This is a genomic window from Pseudomonas sp. Marseille-Q5299 (assembly GCF_943737035.1).
GTDB lineage: Bacteria > Pseudomonadota > Gammaproteobacteria > Pseudomonadales > Pseudomonadaceae > Aquipseudomonas > Aquipseudomonas putida_E.
The window spans coordinates 353,548-372,392 of sequence record NZ_CALSFR010000008.1; the positions used below are offsets into that span (position 1 = coordinate 353,548).

General features: G+C 61.4%; 20 protein-coding genes. 9 read left to right on the plus strand and 11 right to left on the minus strand.

Annotation, left to right across the window (positions count from 1 at the left end; genetic code table 11):
• Positions 1-62: 62 nt before the first annotated feature.
• Positions 63-1,544 carry an anthranilate synthase component I gene (trpE, locus tag NGJ21_RS22435; RefSeq protein ID WP_046787584.1) on the plus strand — a complete coding sequence of 494 codons (1,482 nt, stop codon included), beginning with the start codon at positions 63-65 and terminating at the stop codon, positions 1,542-1,544.
• Positions 1,545-1,580: 36 nt separating this feature from the next.
• On the opposite strand, the gene estP is transcribed toward trpE, so the two are convergent.
• Positions 1,581-3,470, minus strand: a complete 1,890-nt coding sequence (estP, locus tag NGJ21_RS22440) for an esterase EstP (RefSeq protein ID WP_115273024.1) — start codon at positions 3,468-3,470, stop codon at positions 1,581-1,583.
• Positions 3,471-3,843: 373 nt separating this feature from the next.
• Here estP and NGJ21_RS22445 point away from each other — a divergent pair, with 373 nt between their 5' ends.
• From NGJ21_RS22445 to NGJ21_RS22460, 4 genes are read left to right on the plus strand one after another with little or no spacing between them, the layout of a single operon-like run.
• Complete coding sequence (locus tag NGJ21_RS22445) at positions 3,844-4,437, plus strand: aminodeoxychorismate/anthranilate synthase component II (protein ID WP_046787586.1); 594 nt, start codon at positions 3,844-3,846, stop codon at positions 4,435-4,437.
• 9 nt (positions 4,438-4,446) lie between these two features.
• Positions 4,447-5,496, plus strand: coding sequence for an anthranilate phosphoribosyltransferase (gene trpD, locus NGJ21_RS22450; RefSeq protein ID WP_251962688.1), 1,050 nt, complete (start codon positions 4,447-4,449; stop codon positions 5,494-5,496).
• Positions 5,493-6,326 carry an indole-3-glycerol phosphate synthase TrpC gene (gene trpC, locus NGJ21_RS22455; protein ID WP_115273022.1) on the plus strand — a complete coding sequence of 278 codons (834 nt, stop codon included), beginning with the start codon at positions 5,493-5,495 and terminating at the stop codon, positions 6,324-6,326. Before trpD ends, trpC begins: the two co-directional genes overlap by 4 nt.
• 45 nt (positions 6,327-6,371) lie before the next feature.
• Positions 6,372-7,076 (plus strand): lipoate--protein ligase family protein, encoded by a 705-nt coding sequence (locus tag NGJ21_RS22460; RefSeq protein ID WP_125924639.1) that lies wholly within the window; start codon positions 6,372-6,374, stop codon positions 7,074-7,076.
• Here NGJ21_RS22460 and crp read toward each other — a convergent pair.
• A complete protein-coding gene (gene crp / locus NGJ21_RS22465; protein WP_046787604.1) occupies positions 7,073-7,717 on the minus strand; it encodes a cAMP-activated global transcriptional regulator CRP in 645 nt (214 codons plus the stop codon). The genes NGJ21_RS22460 and crp overlap by 4 nt on opposite strands.
• Positions 7,718-7,908: 191 nt before the next feature.
• Here crp and NGJ21_RS22470 point away from each other — a divergent pair, with 191 nt between their 5' ends.
• Positions 7,909-8,331, plus strand: coding sequence for an OsmC family protein (locus tag NGJ21_RS22470; protein ID WP_004376171.1), 423 nt, complete (start codon positions 7,909-7,911; stop codon positions 8,329-8,331).
• 111 nt (positions 8,332-8,442) lie between these two features.
• On the opposite strand, the gene NGJ21_RS22475 is transcribed toward NGJ21_RS22470, so the two are convergent.
• From NGJ21_RS22475 to hemJ, 6 genes are all read right to left on the minus strand, one after another.
• Positions 8,443-9,483, minus strand: a complete 1,041-nt coding sequence (locus NGJ21_RS22475) for a DUF2157 domain-containing protein (RefSeq protein WP_204919015.1) — start codon at positions 9,481-9,483, stop codon at positions 8,443-8,445.
• A 10-nt stretch (positions 9,484-9,493) separates the two neighbouring features.
• Positions 9,494-10,141, minus strand: coding sequence for a 2-polyprenyl-3-methyl-6-methoxy-1,4-benzoquinone monooxygenase (gene coq7 / locus NGJ21_RS22480; RefSeq protein ID WP_012316538.1), 648 nt, complete (start codon positions 10,139-10,141; stop codon positions 9,494-9,496).
• 66 nt (positions 10,142-10,207) lie between these two features.
• A complete protein-coding gene (locus tag NGJ21_RS22485; protein WP_115273019.1) occupies positions 10,208-10,546 on the minus strand; it encodes a histidine triad nucleotide-binding protein in 339 nt (112 codons plus the stop codon).
• 65 nt (positions 10,547-10,611) lie between these two features.
• On the minus strand, positions 10,612-11,394 hold the full coding sequence (locus NGJ21_RS22490; RefSeq protein ID WP_115273018.1) for an SDR family NAD(P)-dependent oxidoreductase: 783 nt from the start codon (positions 11,392-11,394) through the stop codon (positions 10,612-10,614).
• A gap of 67 nt (positions 11,395-11,461) precedes the next feature.
• Positions 11,462-12,418, minus strand: a complete 957-nt coding sequence (locus tag NGJ21_RS22495) for an NAD(P)H-dependent flavin oxidoreductase (protein WP_251962689.1) — start codon at positions 12,416-12,418, stop codon at positions 11,462-11,464.
• A gap of 30 nt (positions 12,419-12,448) precedes the next feature.
• Positions 12,449-12,874 carry a protoporphyrinogen oxidase HemJ gene (hemJ, locus tag NGJ21_RS22500; protein ID WP_046787594.1) on the minus strand — a complete coding sequence of 142 codons (426 nt, stop codon included), beginning with the start codon at positions 12,872-12,874 and terminating at the stop codon, positions 12,449-12,451.
• A 142-nt stretch (positions 12,875-13,016) separates the two neighbouring features.
• Here hemJ and argC point away from each other — a divergent pair, with 142 nt between their 5' ends.
• Both argC and erpA read left to right on the plus strand, forming a co-directional pair.
• Positions 13,017-14,051 (plus strand): N-acetyl-gamma-glutamyl-phosphate reductase, encoded by a 1,035-nt coding sequence (gene argC, locus NGJ21_RS22505; protein ID WP_046787595.1) that lies wholly within the window; start codon positions 13,017-13,019, stop codon positions 14,049-14,051.
• A 167-nt stretch (positions 14,052-14,218) separates the two neighbouring features.
• A complete protein-coding gene (gene erpA, locus NGJ21_RS22510) occupies positions 14,219-14,569 on the plus strand; it encodes an iron-sulfur cluster insertion protein ErpA (RefSeq protein ID WP_046787605.1) in 351 nt (116 codons plus the stop codon).
• A gap of 59 nt (positions 14,570-14,628) precedes the next feature.
• On the opposite strand, the gene NGJ21_RS22515 is transcribed toward erpA, so the two are convergent.
• Together NGJ21_RS22515 and NGJ21_RS22520 are read right to left on the minus strand one after the other, a co-directional pair.
• Complete coding sequence (locus tag NGJ21_RS22515) at positions 14,629-15,720, minus strand: anhydro-N-acetylmuramic acid kinase (protein ID WP_115273016.1); 1,092 nt, start codon at positions 15,718-15,720, stop codon at positions 14,629-14,631.
• Positions 15,721-15,723: 3 nt separating this feature from the next.
• Complete coding sequence (locus NGJ21_RS22520) at positions 15,724-17,142, minus strand: peptidoglycan DD-metalloendopeptidase family protein (protein WP_115273015.1); 1,419 nt, start codon at positions 17,140-17,142, stop codon at positions 15,724-15,726.
• A gap of 217 nt (positions 17,143-17,359) precedes the next feature.
• On the opposite strand from NGJ21_RS22520, the gene tyrS reads away from it, so the two are divergent.
• Positions 17,360-18,559: a tyrosine--tRNA ligase gene (gene tyrS, locus NGJ21_RS22525; protein ID WP_046787598.1), complete on the plus strand. Its 1,200-nt coding sequence runs from the start codon at positions 17,360-17,362 to the stop codon at positions 18,557-18,559.
• 70 nt (positions 18,560-18,629) lie between these two features.
• Here the strand turns inward: tyrS and NGJ21_RS22530 are convergent.
• Positions 18,630-18,845 (minus strand): hypothetical protein (locus NGJ21_RS22530; protein WP_251962690.1); only part of this gene is annotated, 216 nt, incomplete at its 5' end.

Genomic DNA, 18,845 nt, shown 5'->3' on the forward strand with positions numbered 1-18,845 from the left:
GCCCGCCGGCCTTTGCCGGCCCGTCCGTTTGCCCGACTCTCATTGTTGCTCCGAGGCTACTCATGACCCGCGAAGAATTCCTGCGCCTGGCCGCTGCCGGCTACAACCGCATCCCCTTGGCCTGTGAAACCCTGGCCGACTTCGATACCCCGCTTTCTATCTACCTGAAGCTGGCAGACCAGGCCAACTCGTACCTGCTCGAGTCGGTGCAGGGCGGTGAGAAGTGGGGCCGTTATTCGATGATCGGCCTGCCGTCGCGCACGGTGATGCGTGTGCATGGCTATCACGTGAGCATTCTGCACGATGGCGTGCAGGTCGAAAGCCATGATGTCGAAGACCCGCTGGCATTCGTCGAAACCTTCAAGGACCGCTACAAGGTCGCTGACATTGCCGGCCTGCCGCGTTTCAACGGTGGCCTGGTCGGCTACTTTGGCTATGACTGCGTTCGCTACGTGGAAAAGCGCCTGGGCGCTTGCCCCAACCCTGACCCTCTGGGCGTGCCGGATATCCTGCTGATGGTTTCGGATGCCGTGGTGGTGTTCGACAACCTGGCCGGCAAGATGCATGCGATCGTACTGGTCGATCCGTCCGAAGAGCAGGCTTTCGAGCAAGGCCAGGCGCGCCTGCAAGGGCTGCTGGCCAAGCTGCGCGAACCTATCACGCCGCGACGCGGCCTGGACCTGAGCGGCCCCATGGCGGCAGAGCCGGCGTTCCGCTCCTCCTTCACCCAAGAGGATTACGAGCGCGCTGTGGACACCGTGAAGGAGTACATCCTGGCCGGTGACTGCATGCAAGTGGTGCCGTCCCAGCGCATGTCGATCGACTTCAAGGCAGCGCCCATAGACTTGTACCGTGCGCTGCGCTGCTTCAACCCGACGCCATACATGTACTTCTTCAACTTCGGGGACTTCCACGTTGTTGGCAGTTCGCCGGAAGTGCTGGTGCGGGTGGAAGACAATCTGGTCACCGTACGCCCGATTGCCGGTACCCGTCCAAGGGGGGCCAACGAGGAGGCCGACCGAGCGCTGGAAGATGACCTGCTTTCGGACGACAAGGAGATCGCCGAGCACCTGATGCTCATCGACCTGGGCCGCAACGATGTGGGCCGTGTGTCCTCCACCGGTAGCGTGCGCTTGACCGAAAAGATGGTGATCGAGCGCTACTCCAATGTCATGCACATCGTTTCCAACGTTACCGGGCAACTGGCCGAAGGCTTGACCGCGATGGATGCACTGCGGGCGATTCTGCCGGCGGGTACCTTGTCGGGTGCACCGAAGATCCGCGCGATGGAGATCATCGACGAACTGGAGCCGGTCAAGCGTGGCGTCTACGGCGGTGCGGTGGGCTACTTTGCCTGGAATGGCAACATGGATACCGCGATTGCCATTCGCACGGCCGTGATCAAGGACGGCGAACTGCATGTGCAGGCAGGTGGCGGCATTGTCGCCGACTCGGTGCCGGCGCTGGAGTGGGAAGAAACCATCAACAAGCGCCGGGCGATGTTCCGTGCGGTGGCGTTGGCTGAGCAACGTCCTGCCGAGTAATTCTCAGGCGTGGGGCCGCATGGCGGCCCCATCCGGTTAAAAGTCGACGCTGACGCCCAAGCTTATTCCTTGCTGGGTCAACTCGTCGCTCTTGCGCCAGTTGTAGTTCCCGCGCAGGTGCACCCCCGCCACCAGCTCATGGCTGACCCCAAGGCTGGCACGAGTCAGGTCGCTCTGCGGTGTGTACCCGGTCAGCGTGAAGTCATTGGCTCGCAGTGTCGTCAGGTGCATCGTCACATCCTGCTGGTCATCCTCGAACTCATGTTCTTGCGCCACCTCGGCAAACAGCCTGGTGCTGGCCAGTACTTGCACGCTGCCCAGCAACCCTACGCCCAGGCGACGCGAAGTGCGTTCCTGGTCATCGAAGCCCAGGGCCGTCGAACGTCCGCTCTTCTCGTCATAACCATCCACCTTCACTCGCGCGTAGTCGGCGCTGATGAACGGCGCCAGCTGCCAGTCACTGCTATCGGCTGCCAGGTTGTATCCCAGTCGACCGGTCACAGCCCAGGCTTCGCCGTCGGTATCACCTTTCTCGCTTCGGTCATTCACGCCTAGGGCGAAGGTGCGTTTGAGGTCGTGATAGTCCAGGTGCCCTGCGCTCAGCACTGCGTCGGCCCACCAGCGGTCCTCACGAAACTGGGCGAAGGCACTGGCCAGGTAGCTGTCGAGCTTGTAGTCCGAGTCTTGTTCGCCTGCCTCCAGTTTCTGGCGATAGACCCCGCCGGCAAGCCCTAAGCGCCAAGCGTCGTTCAGCCGGTAGCTGCCACCCAGGGTGAGGTTGTAGCCGCGCCCGTCAGCGTTGGCAGAACTGCGCTCGCCGTCGAAGTCCAGATCTTGCGCGCCAGTGGCAACAAAGGCCTGCCATTGGCCAGCCGCCTGCCAGGGCGCCTGCCATTGATTACGTAGTTCGTCCTGATGCGCGCGCAGGCTGGCGTGGGCCATTTCCGGCAGCAGCGTCAGCTCCCAGGGTGCGGAAAGGATCGAGTAGCCGTAGTCGGCAATCAGTTGCTGGCCGGCGATGGTTGGGTGTACCGAGTCGTTGAACAGCAGCTTGGTGGGGTCGGGCGTGGTGCCATTGATGCCGTACAGCGGGTTTTCCACGCAACTGTTGCCGCTGTAGCAGGTGCCGACCAGATTCTGCCCGCTGGCCAGGCCGAATTGCGTCGGGCTGGCCAGTGCTTCGTTCAGCAGTACGGGAATGTTCAGTGGAATGATTTCGGCATCGATCTGGCCCAGTTGGCTGACCAGTGACTGGTTGAACACGCTGGACAGTTGCGACAGGGCGTTTTGCTGCGGCGTGCCGCTGAAATTCGGCGTTTGGCCGAGGTCGGGTAGCAGCCAGACCATGATGTAGCGGGCACCGCCTTGTTGCAGGGCCTGGGCGCTGGCGGCCAGGCGCGATCCTGCGACGGCGGCATCGGCAGGGCTGCTCACCAGGCCTTGCAGAAAGTCGTTGCCGCCACCGGTCAGGTAGTAGAGGGCATTGGGGTCTGCGCGCAAGCCATTGGCCAGATACCCGGGCTTGTCGCGTAGTACCAGGCCGGCAAAAGGTTGGCCTGGCGGAATGACTGTCTCGGAAGTGGTGGTGATCGAATCCAGGATCTGCTGCGTGGTGTAGCCGCCAACGGCCCAGTTGTTGCCGTCGGGGCGTATGCCGAGGGACGTGGACGGATTGAGATCTTCCGCGCTCACACCCAGGCGTGCGCCGAGGATCATCGGCGAGACAGGTGCAAAGTTGCCATTCTCATCACGGTTGGTAAAACGCATACCGGCAGTACCGCCGGTCAGGTCAGGAAATTGCCCGGCATCGCTGAGGCTGTCGCCGAAGACGATCATTGTCGAGTAAGGCGAGGGGGCTGCGAAAGCCTGGCTGCAGGCGAGCGCCAACGTAGCCAAGGTGAAACGTAGCAAAGGTGCTTTTCGCATCTGGGAACATCCTTTTCATTGTTTTTATGAGGACAACCCGATCGACCTTAGCAAATCGCGGGGCATGCCTTCCAAGTCCATTCGTTTCCCGTATTTACGGGCATATTGCGCCCGCCGCGCCGGTAGGCTACTGTGCCTGCAAGTATGAGCGAGACCTATCCCGTGTTGATCGTCAGCAAACTCTTGATGCGCGTTATCAAGGCCCACGCCCGTTGGCGTTGGCGCGCCTGACTTTATCTCTTGCCGGCCTGTCCGGCCCGCCCCCGTTTGCCTTCCTGTCCGTTTCCGAGCGCCCCTAGTGGCAACGCCGTGTCTGTTTTTGGTGTAGGAAGGTTCGACTTTTAAAGTCAGTAGATTCTAGAGGTTTAGCCCGATGTTACTGATGATCGACAATTACGACTCATTCACTTACAACGTCGTTCAATACCTTGGCGAGTTGGGTGCCGAGGTCAAAGTCATTCGCAACGACGAAATCACCGTTGCCGAGATAGAAGCCCTCAACCCTGAGCGCATCGTCGTCTCCCCTGGCCCTTGCACGCCGAGCGAAGCCGGTGTGTCCATCGAGGCCATTATGCATTTCGCCGGCAAGCTGCCGATCCTTGGGGTCTGCCTGGGCCACCAATCAATCGGCCAGGCGTTTGGCGGCGATGTAGTGCGTGCCCGCCAGGTCATGCACGGCAAGACCAGCCCGGTATATCACCGCGACCTGGGCGTGTTCGCCGGGCTCAACAACCCGCTCACCGTAACCCGCTACCATTCCCTGGTGGTCAAGCGCCAGACCCTGCCAGAGTGCCTGGAAGTGACTGCCTGGACTGCACATGACGATGGTTCGGTCGACGAGATCATGGGCCTGCGCCACAAGACACTGAACATTGAAGGGGTGCAGTTCCATCCCGAGTCCATCCTGACCGAGCAGGGCCACGAGCTGTTCGCCAACTTCCTCAAGCAGACCGGCGGCCGCCGCTAAGGACCGAGCATGGATATCAAAAGCGCGTTGAGCCGTATTGTCGGCCACCTGGACCTTTCCACCGAAGAAATGCGCGATGTGATGCGCCAGATCATGACCGGCCAATGCAGTGAGGCGCAGATCGGCGCCTTCCTGATGGGCATGCGCATGAAGAGCGAGAGCATCGACGAGATCGTTGGCGCGGTTTCGGTCATGCGTGAGCTGGCTGACAAGGTCGAGCTGAAAAGCCTTGATGGCGTAGTCGACATCGTCGGTACGGGCGGTGATGGCGCCAACATCTTCAACGTTTCCACCGCCTCCTCGTTCGTCCTGGCGGCGGCAGGCTGCACCGTGGCCAAACATGGCAATCGCGCAGTTTCCGGTAAGAGCGGCAGCGCTGACCTGCTGGAAGCTGCCGGCATCTACCTGAACCTGACACCTATCCAAGTGGGGCGCTGCATTGACAGCCTCGGTATCGGCTTCATGTTCGCCCAGAGCCATCACTCGGCCATGAAACATGCCGCAGGCCCGCGCCGCGACCTGGGCCTGCGTACCCTGTTCAACATGCTCGGCCCGCTTACGAATCCGGCTGGGGTGAAACACCAGGTGGTTGGTGTATTTAGCCAGGCCTTGTGCCGCCCGCTGGCGCAAGTGCTGCAACGCCTGGGTAGCAAGCATGTGCTGGTCGTGCATTCCAAGGATGGCCTGGATGAGTTCAGCCTGGCCGCGCCTACCTTTGTCGCCGAACTGAAGAACGACCAGATCAGCGAATACTGGGTCGAGCCTGAAGACCTTGGCATCAAGAGCCAGAGCCTGCATGGCCTGGCAGTCGAGAACCCACAGGCGTCGTTGGAGTTGATCCGTGATGCACTGGGCCGGCGCAAGACCGAGAATGGCCAGAAGGCTGCCGAGATGATAGTGCTCAATGCGGGCGCTGCGTTGTACGCCGCTGACCACGCCATGAGCCTGAAGGCTGGTGTGGATCTGGCCCACGATGTGCTGCACACCGGGCTGGCCTGGGAAAAGCTGCAGGAGCTGGGTGCCTTTACAGCGGTATTCAAGGTGGAGAACGAAGCATGAGTGTCCCGACGGTGCTGGAAAGGATCATTGCCCGCAAGTTCCAGGAAGTGGCAGAGCGCAGCGCGCGCGTCAGCCTCGCCGAAATGGAGCGCCTGGCCAAGGCGGCGGATGGCCCGCGCGGGTTTGCCAATGCCCTGATCGAGCAAGCCAAGCGCAAGCAGCCAGCGGTGATTGCCGAAATCAAGAAGGCCTCGCCGAGCAAGGGCGTGATCCGCGAAAACTTCGTGCCGTCGGAAATTGCCGTCAGTTACGAAAAGGGCGGGGCGACTTGCCTGTCGGTGTTGACCGATGTGGACTATTTCCAGGGTGCCGATGAGTACCTGCAGCAGGCGCGCGCCGCTGTTTCGCTGCCGGTGATCCGCAAAGATTTCATGGTCGACCCTTATCAGATCATCGAAGCACGCGCCTTGGGCGCAGACTGCGTGCTGCTGATCGTGTCGGCGCTCGATGACGTCAAGATGGCCGAGTTGGCCGCTACCGCCAAGGACGTCGGTCTCGACGTGCTGGTCGAAGTACATGACGGTGACGAGCTGGAGCGTGCGTTGAAAACGCTTGATACCCCGCTGGTGGGGGTCAACAACCGTAACCTGCATACTTTCGAAGTCAGCCTGGAGACCACTCTTGACCTGCTGCCACGCATCCCCCGGGATCGCCTGGCCATCACCGAGAGTGGCATTCTCAACCGTGCCGATGTCGAGTTGATGGAAATCAATGACGTTTACTCGTTCCTGGTGGGTGAGGCGTTCATGCGGGCCGAGCAGCCGGGGTTGGAACTGCAGCGGTTGTTCTTCCCTGAACAGGTGAAGAAGACTGTGCAGCAACTGGACTAAGCAACGTTGAAGCCGGCAATCGCCGGCTTTATCGAAGGTGGATCAATGACCGATCAACCCCTGGCCCTCACCGTCGAGCAGGGCCTGCACGCCGAGCAAGATCTTTTGGCTGCGGTCTGCCGTGGCGAAACCGAAAGTGGTGTGCTGTTCTGGCGCCCGACGGATCATGCGCTGGTCATGCCTCGGCGCATGAGCCGCCTGGACAACTTCGAGGCAGCCTGCTCGGAGTTGGCGATCGCTGGCTGGCCAGTGCTGTTGCGTGAAACCGGTGGGGAGCCGGTCCCTCAGTCGCATTCGACAGTGAATGTGGCGCTGGTGTATGTCGCTCCACGCAGCGAAGGCGACCATGGCCGTATCGAGAACGCGTATGAACGCCTCTGCCTGCCGTTGTGCGATGTACTGCGCGAATGGGGCGGTGTGGCTTCGGTGGGCGAGATCGACGGGGCCTTCTGCGACGGCCGCTATAACGTCAACCTCAATGGCCGCAAGCTGGTGGGGACTGCCCAGCGCTGGCGCCAGGGGCTGGGTGGAAAACGGCCGGTGGTGCTGGTGCATGGTGCGTTGTTGCTGGATAACGAGCGCGAGTCGATGGTCGCGGCGGTCAACCGTTTCAATGAATGTTGCGGGCTCGAGCAGCGTTGCCGGGCCGATAGTCATATTGCCCTGCACGAAGTGGCGCCCGCTGTACCCTGGTTCGAGCGCCTGTCGAAGGCTTACAGCGAAGTGCTTGCAGCGCTGCCCAAGGACTAACGGGTACCGTAAACCACCATGGTCTTGCCCTTGACCTGGACCAGGCTGCGTTCCTCGAGGTCCTTGAGCACGCGGCCGACCATTTCTCGCGAGCAACCGACGATACGGCCAATTTCCTGGCGGGTGATCTTGATTTGCATGCCGTCCGGGTGGGTCATGGCGTCTGGCTGCTTGCACAGGTCCAGCAGGCAACGGGCGACCCGGCCGGTAACGTCGAAGAAGGCCAGGTCGCCCACCTTGCGCGTGGTGTTGCGCAGGCGCTGGGCCATCTGGCTGCCGAGGGCGTAGAGAATCTCCGGGTCCTGGCGGGCCAGGTCGCGAAACTTGTCATAGCTGATCTCCGCCACCTCGCACTCGGTCTTGGCGCGCACCCAGGCGCTGCGCTGCTGATCGCTGCCGGCGGGTTCGAACAAACCCAGTTCGCCGAAGAAATCGCCACTGTTGAGGTAGGCGATGATCATCTCGTGGCCTTCGTCATCCTCAATGAGGATGGTGACTGAACCCTTGATGATGAACGACAGCGTTTCGGCCCGGTCACCCGCGCAGATGATGTTGCTCTTGGCGGTGTAGCGGCGGCGCTGGCAGTGCATCAGCAGCTTGTCGATGTTCTTGATCTTGGCGGGTAGGGCTGAGGCAACCATCACGAAATCCTGTTCGATACGACCCATAGGCTCTGGTGGGGAGTCGGCTAACGCGACGCGTCAGTCAATTGGCGCCAGCTTATCAGACACTGCAGGATGTTTCGGCACAAATGCCAAACGTGTGGAGCTTTTCCGACAGCCACACAAGGCTTAAGCTGACACCCTTTTGCGAGATTCAGGAGTACGGACAGATGAAGGCACGCATCCAATGGGCCGGTGAAGCGATGTTCCTTGGCGAATCGGGGAGCGGGCACGTCGTGGTGATGGACGGCCCACCCGAGGCTGGGGGCCGCAATCTGGGCGTGCGCCCGATGGAAATGCTCCTGCTCGGCCTGGGTGGCTGCAGCAGCTTCGACGTAGTGAGTATCCTGAAGAAATCGCGCCAAGCGGTGGAAAGCTGCGAAGCCTTCCTGGAGGCCGAGCGCGCCAGCGAAGACCCGAAGGTGTTTACCAAGATTCATATGAACTTCGTGGTCAAAGGGCGCGGGCTGAAAGAGGCGCAGGTCAAGCGTGCGGTGGAGCTGTCGGCGGAAAAATATTGCTCGGCGTCGATCATGCTGGAGCGCGCGGGCGTGGAAATCACCCACGGCTACGAGATCGTTGAGCTGGGTTGAGACTTGTGGGCTGCTGCGCAGCCCTTTCGCGACACAAGGCCGCTCGAAGGTTCGCGGTCTGTGGGCGCGGCCTTGCGTCGCGAAAGGGCCGCAAGGCGGCCCCGGCGCTCTTCAGTTGCGCAAGGCTGGGAGAGCCACTACCAGCCAACGAGGTACGCAACGCCTCAATGACTGGCTGAGGTGCTCCCGGCGCTTTTGATAACCCAGCCCCAGCCCGATCACCCCCAACCCGATCAAGGTCAGCACCACCGGGAACAGCAGCGACTCGGCAAATACCTCGTAAGACAGGTAGCCAAGATAAGCTGCCACCCCCAGCGCCCCGAACACCATGAACACCGGCCGGCGCAGCAGCACCGCCATTGCCATCAGACCCAGGTTGATCAGACAGTACAGCGCCTTACCCAGCTCGCTGTCGCTTTCGATCATCGTCAGCCCACCCCAGAACGCTGCCAGCCCTGCCAGGTAACCCCAGTGGGCGTAATCCTCACGCGTGCGCCCGTCGACCACCAGAAACACCATGAGCAGCCCGAGCCCGAACCACAGCGAAACCGTGCGCCGCTGTTCCCAGCTGAAGGGTGAGCCGAACACCCACTCGCTAAGGTCCATCGACATGAACCATAAGGCCACGGCAATCGGCATCACGATAAACGGGTAGGGGATCAGGCGCAGCATCAACAAACCGGCGACCACCGTGGCCGCCTCCATCATCAGCCATCCGCCCTGCACATAGGTGTAGTACTGGTGATAGTCCGTTTGCCGATCGTCCAGTGGCCACCACCCGGCCAGGCGTTCGATGGCAAAGACAGCCAGGGGCACGATGCTTACCGCGACCGCCGCCAAGACGCCAGCTGCGATGGGTTGCTGGCGTTTTTGCAGGTTGAGGGCGAACAGGGTGAGAAGACCGATGTAAAGAACGGCGATGGCCAGCAGCGCCCAATCACCGATTCGCATCCAGGCTTCGGTCAGCAGCCAGCCCATCGCCCCCATGATCAGTAGGGCGCCGAAATAGAAGGCGACGTGTGCCAGCTGGAAACTGCCACGAGCTGCTGGCTGCTGGCGCAGAAAGTCCAGCAGGGCCTTGTCCTGGCCCGGCTGGAGAACTCCTGCTTGTACGGCGCGCGCCAGGTCCTTGGCGTCGATACGGTCCGTCATTGGCGTGCCCTTAGATGCGGTAAGTGCTTTTGGTCATGACCTTGGCCAGCATGCTCATACCGAAACGTACGGGCGCGGGGAAGCGATAGCCACCTGCTTCAAGGGCCGAATCGGCGTGTTGCTCTTCGTCGACGCGCATCTGCTCGAGAATGGCACGGGACTTTTCGTCCTCATGGGGGATCTGCTCCAGGTGTTCGTCCAGGTGTTTGCACACCTGATGCTCGGTGGCAGCGACGAAGCCCAGGCTGACCTTGTCGCTGACCATGCCGGCGAGCGCGCCGATGCCGAACGACATGCCGTAGAACAGCGGATTGAGCACGCTGGGGTGGCTGCCCAATTGACGGATGCGCTGTTCGCACCAGGCCAGGTGGTCGATTTCTTCCTCGGCTGCATGCTCCATTGCCTTGCGCACCTGGGGCAGCTTGGCGGTCAGGGCCTGGCCTTGGTACAGCGCCTGGGCGCAGACTTCGCCGGTATGGTTGATGCGCATGAGCCCGGCGATGTGGCGGGTCTGGCTTTCGTCGAGCTCGACGTCGGGCTGGACAATGGCCGGAGACGGCCGGGAGGGTTGGCCGCTGAAGGGCAGCAATGTGCGCATGGCGGTATCGGCCTGCAGCAACAAGCGGTCGAGCGGCGAATAGTGACGTTCGGTAGCCATCGGGCACCTCCGCTGAAGTGATGCCCGACAGTTTACCTCAATCGCCCGGGGTGGGCTTGCCTTGGGTCAGCCCGGTGGCCAGTGCATCTGGCGCTGGCCGAGCACGTGCATGTGGATGTGGTAGACGGTCTGGCCGCCTTGCTCGTTGCAGTTCATGACCACGCGGAAGCCATCGTCGCAGCCAAGCTCCTTGGCCAGGCGCTGGGCGGTGAACAGGATGTGGCCGGCCAGGCCCTTGTCCTCTTCGGTCAGGTCATTGAGCGTACGGATGTGTTTTTTCGGGATGACCAGAAAGTGCACCGGCGCCTGGGGCGCGATGTCGTGGAAGGCCAGAACCTGGTCGTCCTCGTAGATGATCTTCGCCGGGATTTCCCGGTTGATGATCTTGATGAATAAATCGTCCACAGCACTTGCTCCAAGGTGAGTGTCCTGGCCGAGTGTACTTAGCCAGGCGCCGCTCGCCCAGTGGGCTATTCCATTCCGACCGGGCAGTAACGGCGGTGGATGAAGCCTGCAAGCTTGCGCGCCAACCAGCGGGGCAACAGGCGCGGGGCGAATGCCAGCCAGCGGTTGCGGCGAACCGGAATGATCAGCGCCCGGTTTTTCGCCAATGCGCGCACGGTGTACAGCGCCACCTCTTCGGGGCTGAGGCAGCGGCTGCTGCCTTCGAGCCTGGGAATACGCCGGCGCGAAGAGCGCACCGGGCCGGGGCAAAGGACCGAAACCTTGATGCCCGTGGGCTTGAGCTCTTCGCGCAGGGCTTCGGTGAAATGCAGCACATAGGCCTTGCTGGCGGCATAGGTGGCCATCCAGGGGCCTGGCGCTACGGCGGCCAGGCCGGCGACATTGAGGATCTGCCCACCACCCTGTACTGCCATGAGGTTGCCGATGGCATGGCACAGGCGGCTCATGGCGAGAATGTTCACCTCCAGCAGGTCTTGCTCGTCTGCCCACTCGTGGGCGAGAAACGGGCCATAGGTACGTTGGCCGGCGCAGTTGACCAACAGGTCGATGCGCCGCTCGCCCTCTTCCAGCTCGAGTACGAAACCGGACAGGCGCAGCGGTTGGCTGAGGTCGCAGGCGCGTAGCAGTACTTCGACGCCGAAGCGCTGGGTCAGCTCGATGGCTACCGGCTCAAGGGTTTCACGGTGGCGTGCCACCAGGATCAGATTGCGCCCGCGCCGCGCCAGAGCTTCCGCCAGGGCCAAGCCCAGGCCGCTGGAAGCACCAGTGATCATGGCGTAACGGGTCATGCAAGGCTCCTGAGGGCTAAAGAGGGCGCCTAGTGTACAGCGTGGCCAGGCCAGGTGTTGCCTTTTGCTACAAGGCCTTGGCGCGTAACGCCTGGCTGCGCTCCAGGGCTGCTCTGTATTCGCCGTGCAGGCGCTCGATCAGTGCTGCGGCGCCGGGCAGGTCATGGATATCTCCGACGCCTTGCCCGGCAGACCATACTGTCTTCCAGGCCTTGGCTTCATCATCGATTGGCTTGAGTTTGCCCTGTTCCTGGCCGGCCTTCAGTGCGGCCATGTCAAACCCAGCCTGTTCAAGGCTCTGGCGCAAAAAGCTTGCCGGTATGCCCGAAACCGCTGAGGTATGGACGATGTCCGCTGCATGGGCGCCGAGCAGCATCTGTTTATACGCCTCTTGGGCATGGCTCTCCTGGGTGGCAATGAAGCGAGTCCCCATGTAGGCCAGGTCCGCGCCAAGCAACTGGGCGGCGAGTATTTCATGGCCGTGGTTGATGCAGCCGGCCAATAGCAGGGTCTTGTCGAAAAACTGGCGGGTTTCGGCCGCAAGGGCGAACGGGCTCCAGGTGCCAGCATGCCCGCCTGCACCTGCCGCCACCGCGATCAGGCCATCGACGCCGGCCTGTGCAGCTTTCTCAGCGTGACGCCGGGTGGTCACATCATGGAACACCAGGCCGCCATAGCCGTGTACGGCATCGACGACTTCCTTCACCGCGCCAAGACTGGTGATGACTATAGGCACCTGATGCTCGACACACAGGGCAAGGTCAGCCTGCAGGCGCGGGTTGGATGGGTGGACGATCAGATTGACCGCATAAGGGGCTGGCGCCTGCAGCTGCCCAAGGCCCGCTTCGATCTCCTCGAGCCAGCCCTTGAAACCGGCACTGTCGCGCTGGTTCAGGGCGGGGAAACTGCCGACCACGCCGTTGCCGCAGCAGGCCAGGACCAGCTGGGGGTTGGAGATCAGGAACATCGGCGCCGCCACCACGGGCAAGCGCAGGCGTTGTTCGAGCGAAGCAGGCAATGACATGGGCGGGGCTCCTGTACAGTGCGATTGTCGTCAGAACGGTTTGACCACCACAAGAATCACGATGGCCAGCAGGAACAGCACGGGTACCTCGTTGAACCAGCGGTAGTAAACGTGGCTGCGGGTGTTGGCACCGGTGGCAAAGCGTTTGCGCTGGGCGCCGCACATGTGATGGTAGCCGGTGAGCAGGAGCACCAGTGTCAGCTTGGCGTGCAGCCAGCCCTGGCTCAGCCAGCCTGGCGTGAGATAGAGCATCCAGGCGCCGAACACGTAGGTGGCAATCATCGCCGGGTTCATGATGCCGCGGTACAGCTTGCGCTCCATGGTCACGAAGCGGTCCTGGCTGATGCTGTCCTGGCTTTGGGCGTGGTAGACGAACAGCCGGGGCAGGTAGAACAGACCGGCGAACCAGCAGACGACGCTGACGATGTGCAGCGCTTTTATCCATAGGTAAAGCATGGAGAGAGTTCCTTCAGGTATTCACGGTCGTCAGATAGTAGAGGCCAAGCGCCCGAAGGGTCACCCGAAGAGTTGTTACAGGCGCCTTGCGCCCCTATCATCGTGCGCTTTCCAGACGGCTCGTTGATAAGGGGCAAGCGTTATGATCAAGGTCGGTATCGTCGGCGGCACGGGTTACACCGGCGTCGAACTGTTGCGTCTGCTGGCACAGCATCCACAGGCCGAGGTGGCGGTCATCACTTCGCGCTCCGAGGCGGGCGTAGCGGTCGCCGACATGTATCCGAACCTGCGCGGCCACTATGACGGCCTGGCTTTCAGCGTGCCGGACAGCAAGGCTCTGTCAGCCTGCGACGTGGTCTTCTTCGCCACCCCGCACGGTGTCGCCCACGCTTTGGCCGGTGAGTTGCTGGCTGCCGGGACCAAGGTCATTGACCTGTCCGCCGACTTCCGCCTGCAGGACGCTGCCGAGTGGGCAAAATGGTACGGGCAGCCGCACGGCGCGCCGGAGTTGCTCAAGGATGCGGTCTACGGCCTGCCTGAAGTCAACCGTGAGAAAATTCGCCAGGCGCGCCTGATCGCTGTGCCGGGCTGCTACCCGACCGCTACCCAGTTGGGCTTCCTGCCGCTGCTTGAAGCTGGCCTGGCCGACCCGTTGCGCCTGATCGCCGACTGCAAGTCGGGTGTCAGCGGCGCCGGTCGTGGCGCCGCCGTGGGTTCGCTGTTCTGCGAAGCTGGCGAGAGCATGAAGGCCTACGCGGTCAAGGGCCACCGTCACTTGCCGGAAATCAGCCAAGGCCTACGCCTGGCTGCAGGCACGGACATCGGCCTGACCTTCGTGCCGCATCTGACCCCGATGATCCGCGGCATTCACTCGACCCTGTACGCGACAGTGGCCGATAAGTCGGTCGACTTGCAGGCACTGTTCGAGAAGCGCTACGCAGACGAGCCGTTCGTCGACGTGATGCCAGCGGGCAGCCACCCGGAAACCCGTAGCGTGCGCGGTGCCAACGTCTGCCGTATCGCCGTTCATCGCCCGCAAGGTGGTGACCTGGTGGTAGTGCTGTCGGTCATCGATAACCTGGTCAAGGGCGCGTCAGGCCAGGCGGTGCAGAACCTGAACATCCTGTTCGGCCTGGACGAGCGCATGGGCCTGTCCCATGCGGGCCTGCTGCCCTGACAGCAGCCACAAGCGGCAAGCGGCAAGCTCTAAGCTGCAAGTGAGCGTATTGCGTTCAGCTTGGAGCTTGTCACTTGCTGCTTACGTATTGTTGACCGATTTTCTCGGAGAAGCGGATAATGCGCGTCATCGAGTTTTATGGCGGCTACTGCGCCGGGAGAATCAACATGAGCGTCGAAACCTTCACCCCCACGGCTTTGGAATTTACTCACGGCGCCGCGCAAAAGGTGAAGACCCTGGTTTGCGAGGAAGGCAATGATCGCCTGAAGCTGAGGGTTTTCGTGACCGGTGGCGGCTGCTCGGGTTTCCAGTACGGCTTCACCTTCGATGAAGATGTGGCCGAAGATGACACCATCGTCGAGCGCGAAGGTGTATCTCTGGTGGTAGATCCTATGAGCTTCCAGTATCTGGCGGGCGCGGAGGTGGATTACCAGGAAGGCCTTGAGGGCTCGCGCTTCGTGATCAAGAACCCGAATGCCGCTACCACTTGTGGCTGCGGCTCTTCCTTCTCGATCTGAAGCCCGGTGGTACAAAAAACGCCGCGCATTTGCGCGGCGTTTTCGTTGCGATCGCAAGGTCAGGCCGGGTAGATCGCGCCGAGAACCCGCAGCCCCTTGGCTGCCGTCACGCTGGGGCGGTTGGCGGCGATGCCTTCCAGGCAGCAGTGGGCCAGCCAGGCAAATGCCATGCCCTCGACCCAGTCGGGGTCTACGCCATATGCCTGGGTGCTGGTGACCCGGGCATCGGGTAGCAGCGCGTCAAGGCGAGCCATCAATGCACCGTTGCGTGCACCGCCGCCACATACAAGCAGCGCTTCTGTGCCTTGCTGTGCATCGCGCAAGGACTCGATGATGCTGCGCGCCGTCAGCTCAAGCAGCGTGGCCTGAACATCTTCGTCACGATAATGCGGCATGCGAGCGAGATGGCCATCCAGCCAAGGCAGGTTGAACACTTCGCGGCCAGTACTCTTAGGGCCGCTGCCGGCGAAGAAAGGGTCGCTCAGCAACGCGTCCAGCAAATCGGTCTGGACCACTCCAGTAGCTGCCCAGGCGCCGTCTGCGTCATAAGCCTGGCCGCGTTTACGCTCGACCCAGGCATCCAGCAATACATTGCCGGGGCCGCAGTCGAAACCGTGGACCGGCTTGTCGTGCTCGATCAGGCTGAGGTTGCTGAAACCGCCTACGTTGAGCACTGCCAGCCGCTGGCCAAGACGGCCGAACAGGGTTTCATGAAACGCGGGCACCAACGGAGCGCCTTGGCCGCCAGCAGCCACATCGCGCCGGCGGAAGTCGGCTACCACTGTGATCCCGGTCAGCTCGGCGAGTAATGCCGGGTTGCCGATCTGCACGGTAAAGCCACGGGCAGGCTCGTGGCGGATGGTCTGGCCATGGCTGCCGATGGCGCGGATGGCGTCAGGCTGCAGCCCCTGTGTTTTCAGTAGCTGCTGTATACCTTCCGCGGCCAGGCTGGCCCAGCGGTTTTCCGCCAACGCTGCACGTGCGATTTCGTCAGGGCCGCTGGCGCACAGGGCTAGCAGTTGCTGACGCAGGTCGGCGGGCATTGGCAGGTAGTGGGTGGCGAGCAGCTTCAGCTGCTCGCCTTGCTCGATCAGTGCAATGTCCAGGCCGTCGAGGCTGGTGCCAGACATTACTCCCAGGTAGAGCGCCATAGCTCAGCGCTTGTTCGCTGCGAGCATGGTGGCCTTTTCCTGATCCATGCGCGCGATCAGTGGCTTGCTCTGCTGCAAGAACCGCTGACGTTCGGCCTTGGCGATCGGATCGGACATCGGTACCTTCTGGCTCAGCGGGTCGACGTGGACGCCATTGACCTGGAACTCATAGTGCAGGTGCGGCCCTGTAGACAGGCCGGTGGTACCGATATAACCGATGATCTGCCCCTGCTTCACACTGCTGCCGGTCTTGATGCCTTTGGCAAAGCCCTGCATGTGCCCGTAGAGAGTTTTGTACCGGTTGCCGTGGGCGATGATCACTGTGTTGCCGTACCCACCGCGACGGCCGGCCAGCTCGATGCGACCGTCACCGGCTGCCTTGATTGGTGTGCCGCGTGGCGCGGCATAGTCGACGCCCTTGTGTGCGCGGATCTTGTTCAGAATCGGGTGCTTGCGGCCAGCGGAAAACCGCGAGCTGATACGGGCAAAGTCCACGGGGGTACGGATGAACGCCTTGCGCAAGCTGTTGCCGTCGGCTGTGTAGTAGCTGGTGTTGCCCTGCTTGTTGGTGTAGCGCACCGCAGTGTAGGTCTTGCCGCGGTTGGTGAAGCGGGCGGACAGGATGTTGCCTGTACCGATCACCTTGCCATCCATGACTTTCTGCTCGTAGACGACGTCGAATTCGTCACCCTGGCGGATGTCCTGAGCGAAATCGATGTCGTAGCCCAGTACTTTGGCCATGTCCATGGTCAGGCTGTGCGACAGGCCGGCACGCTGGGCCGAGGCCGACAACGAACTTTTGATCACGCCGTGGGCGTAGGCAGTACGTACCAACGGCTTGCTGATTTCGCGGTCGAAGCTGTAGCCCTTGGCGGTCTTTGTCAGGCGGATGGTCTCGAGGGTACTGACCTTGCTTTGCAGGCTGGCCAGTTGGCCGTCCTTGTCGAGTTCGAATTGCAGCACCTGGCCATGCTTGAGCTGGCTGAACTGCTTGGCCTGCTTATTGCTGGCCAGCAGGTCGTGCACCGCATTGGCTGGCAGGCCGACTTTTTCGAACAGGGTGGACAGTGTATCGCCACGCGCCACGGTGACTTCGCGATGCCCAGGCTCCTTGGCCTCTGGTTTCTGTTCTAGGGCTGGGAGTTCTTGAGTAGCTTGCTCGGTTTTGGAGTCGGCACCTTCGATTTGTGCGAACGGTGAGCCTTGATCTGCTTCGCTCTGCACCAGTGGCGCGGCACCGGGCTCGCCCTTCAGTTGCTCTGCCGGGCTTTCCAGCTCGAGGCTGAGGGTGGTCTTCTTGGCTTCGACTTCGCTGGACGGAAATACCAGCAGAGCCAGGCTGAGCAGGGCGGCGATGCCGCTGGCGGCCAGCAGATGGCTTTTCGGATAAAGCGGTGGCGCTTTAGGCGTTTCGTCGGTCATAGGTAAGGTGGCTTTTTGAAGAAAAGTGAATATGGAAAAGATGAATGACATGATGAAGATGAAATAACTGTATAAAATATAACCAAATCCAATTTCACGCAAGGGCGCGTAGACGCCGCGAGGCTGCGGTCAGGTCACATCCCGTTGCGAAACTTGTATTTGATGGCCGATCTTGTATGGTTGGCTCCCCTTGAATCTGAGCCTTGCGGGTCTGTCTATGAAGTCGGTTGAAGAGCAGCTGGCGCTTATCAAGCGCGGTGCGGAAGAAGTGTTGGTCGAGTCGGAACTGGTCGAGAAGCTCAAGCGCGGCCAGCCTCTGCGTATCAAAGCAGGTTTCGATCCGACTGCGCCCGACCTGCACTTGGGGCACACCGTGCTGATCAACAAGCTGCGCCAGTTCCAGGAGCTGGGTCATCAGGTCGTCTTCCTGATCGGCGACTTCACTGGAATGATCGGTGATCCGAGTGGCAAAAGCGCGACGCGCCCGCCGTTGACCCGTGAGCAGGTGCTGGATAATGCCGAGACCTACAAGCAGCAGGTGTTCAAGATTCTCGACCCGGCCAAGACCGAGGTCGCGTTCAACTCCACCTGGATGGACAAGCTGACACCGGCGGACTTCATTCGCCTGGCGTCGCAGTACACGGTGGCGCGCATGCTTGAGCGCGACGACTTCGACAAGCGCTATACCACCAATCAGCCGATCGCCATCCATGAGTTCCTTTACCCGCTGGTGCAGGGGTACGACTCGGTAGCCCTCAAGGCTGATGTGGAGCTGGGTGGTACCGACCAGAAGTTCAACTTGCTGATGGGGCGCGAGCTGCAGCGCGCCTACGGCCAGGAAGCGCAGAGCATCGTGACCATGCCGCTGCTCGAAGGGCTGGACGGCGTTAAGAAAATGTCCAAGTCGCTGGGCAACTATGTAGGTATCCAGGAAGCGCCTGGGGTGATGTACAGCAAGCTGGTGTCGATCCCGGACACGCTGATGTGGCGTTACTTCGAATTGCTGAGCTTCCGCTCCATGGAGGAGATCGAGCAGTACCGTGCTGATGTCGCCAATGGTGCGAACCCGCGCGACATCAAGATCAAGCTGGCGGAAGAGCTCGTTGCGCGTTTCCATGGTGAAGAGGCGGCTGCCAACGCCCACCGTGCGGCGGGTAATCGCATGAAAGAGGGAGAGTTGCCGGAAGATCTGCCCGAGATTGAAGTGGCCGCGGCTGAAGACTTGCCGATCGCTGCTGTGCTGAACCGTGCTGGCCTGGTGAAGAACTCGGCGATGGCGCGCGATCTGCTCAATGGTGGTGCGGTCAAGGTTGATGGTGTGGTGGTCGAGCGTGACTTCTTGTTTGCGATTGGCGCCACTCATGTGTGTCAGGCGGGCAAGAAGGCGTTTGCCCGGGTTACGCTCAAGGCGGAGTGAGTGTCTGGTGGCGTAGCTATATATAGAAGCGGGGAGGCCGACAGGCCTCCCCGCTTTGTTTTAGGCGATATCAAGGTTTATTGAAATTAAGCCTTGACGGGGGTTCTAATCCCCTTATAATGCGCCCCACTTCCAGCGTAGTCGGAACGAGAAACTCCTTGAAATTCAAAGAGTTGCTTAATCCAGGTAGTACTGGTGGTGCTTCGATCGCCTGATCGATAGCGGTTGAAATGGTGGTTGACAGCGCTTCTAAACGCTGTATGATTCGCCTCCCGCTACGAGAGAT

Bases quoted from the DNA above. Each gene is read 5' to 3' on its own strand.
- trpE (WP_046787584.1), top strand. From the start codon at position 63: ATGACCCGCGAAGAATTCCTGCGCCTGGCCGCTGCCGGCTACAACCGC.
- estP (WP_115273024.1), bottom strand. From the start codon at position 3,470: ATGCGAAAAGCACCTTTGCTACGTTTCACCTTGGCTACGTTGGCGCTC.
- NGJ21_RS22445 (WP_046787586.1), top strand. From the start codon at position 3,844: ATGTTACTGATGATCGACAATTACGACTCATTCACTTACAACGTCGTT.
- trpD (WP_251962688.1), top strand. From the start codon at position 4,447: ATGGATATCAAAAGCGCGTTGAGCCGTATTGTCGGCCACCTGGACCTT.
- trpC (WP_115273022.1), top strand. From the start codon at position 5,493: ATGAGTGTCCCGACGGTGCTGGAAAGGATCATTGCCCGCAAGTTCCAG.
- NGJ21_RS22460 (WP_125924639.1), top strand. From the start codon at position 6,372: ATGACCGATCAACCCCTGGCCCTCACCGTCGAGCAGGGCCTGCACGCC.
- crp (WP_046787604.1), bottom strand. From the start codon at position 7,717: ATGGTTGCCTCAGCCCTACCCGCCAAGATCAAGAACATCGACAAGCTG.
- NGJ21_RS22470 (WP_004376171.1), top strand. From the start codon at position 7,909: ATGAAGGCACGCATCCAATGGGCCGGTGAAGCGATGTTCCTTGGCGAA.
- NGJ21_RS22475 (WP_204919015.1), bottom strand. From the start codon at position 9,483: ATGACGGACCGTATCGACGCCAAGGACCTGGCGCGCGCCGTACAAGCA.
- coq7 (WP_012316538.1), bottom strand. From the start codon at position 10,141: ATGGCTACCGAACGTCACTATTCGCCGCTCGACCGCTTGTTGCTGCAG.
- NGJ21_RS22490 (WP_115273018.1), bottom strand. From the start codon at position 11,394: ATGACCCGTTACGCCATGATCACTGGTGCTTCCAGCGGCCTGGGCTTG.
- NGJ21_RS22495 (WP_251962689.1), bottom strand. From the start codon at position 12,418: ATGTCATTGCCTGCTTCGCTCGAACAACGCCTGCGCTTGCCCGTGGTG.
- hemJ (WP_046787594.1), bottom strand. From the start codon at position 12,874: ATGCTTTACCTATGGATAAAAGCGCTGCACATCGTCAGCGTCGTCTGC.
- argC (WP_046787595.1), top strand. From the start codon at position 13,017: ATGATCAAGGTCGGTATCGTCGGCGGCACGGGTTACACCGGCGTCGAA.
- erpA (WP_046787605.1), top strand. From the start codon at position 14,219: ATGAGCGTCGAAACCTTCACCCCCACGGCTTTGGAATTTACTCACGGC.
- NGJ21_RS22515 (WP_115273016.1), bottom strand. From the start codon at position 15,720: ATGGCGCTCTACCTGGGAGTAATGTCTGGCACCAGCCTCGACGGCCTG.
- NGJ21_RS22520 (WP_115273015.1), bottom strand. From the start codon at position 17,142: ATGACCGACGAAACGCCTAAAGCGCCACCGCTTTATCCGAAAAGCCAT.
- tyrS (WP_046787598.1), top strand. From the start codon at position 17,360: ATGAAGTCGGTTGAAGAGCAGCTGGCGCTTATCAAGCGCGGTGCGGAA.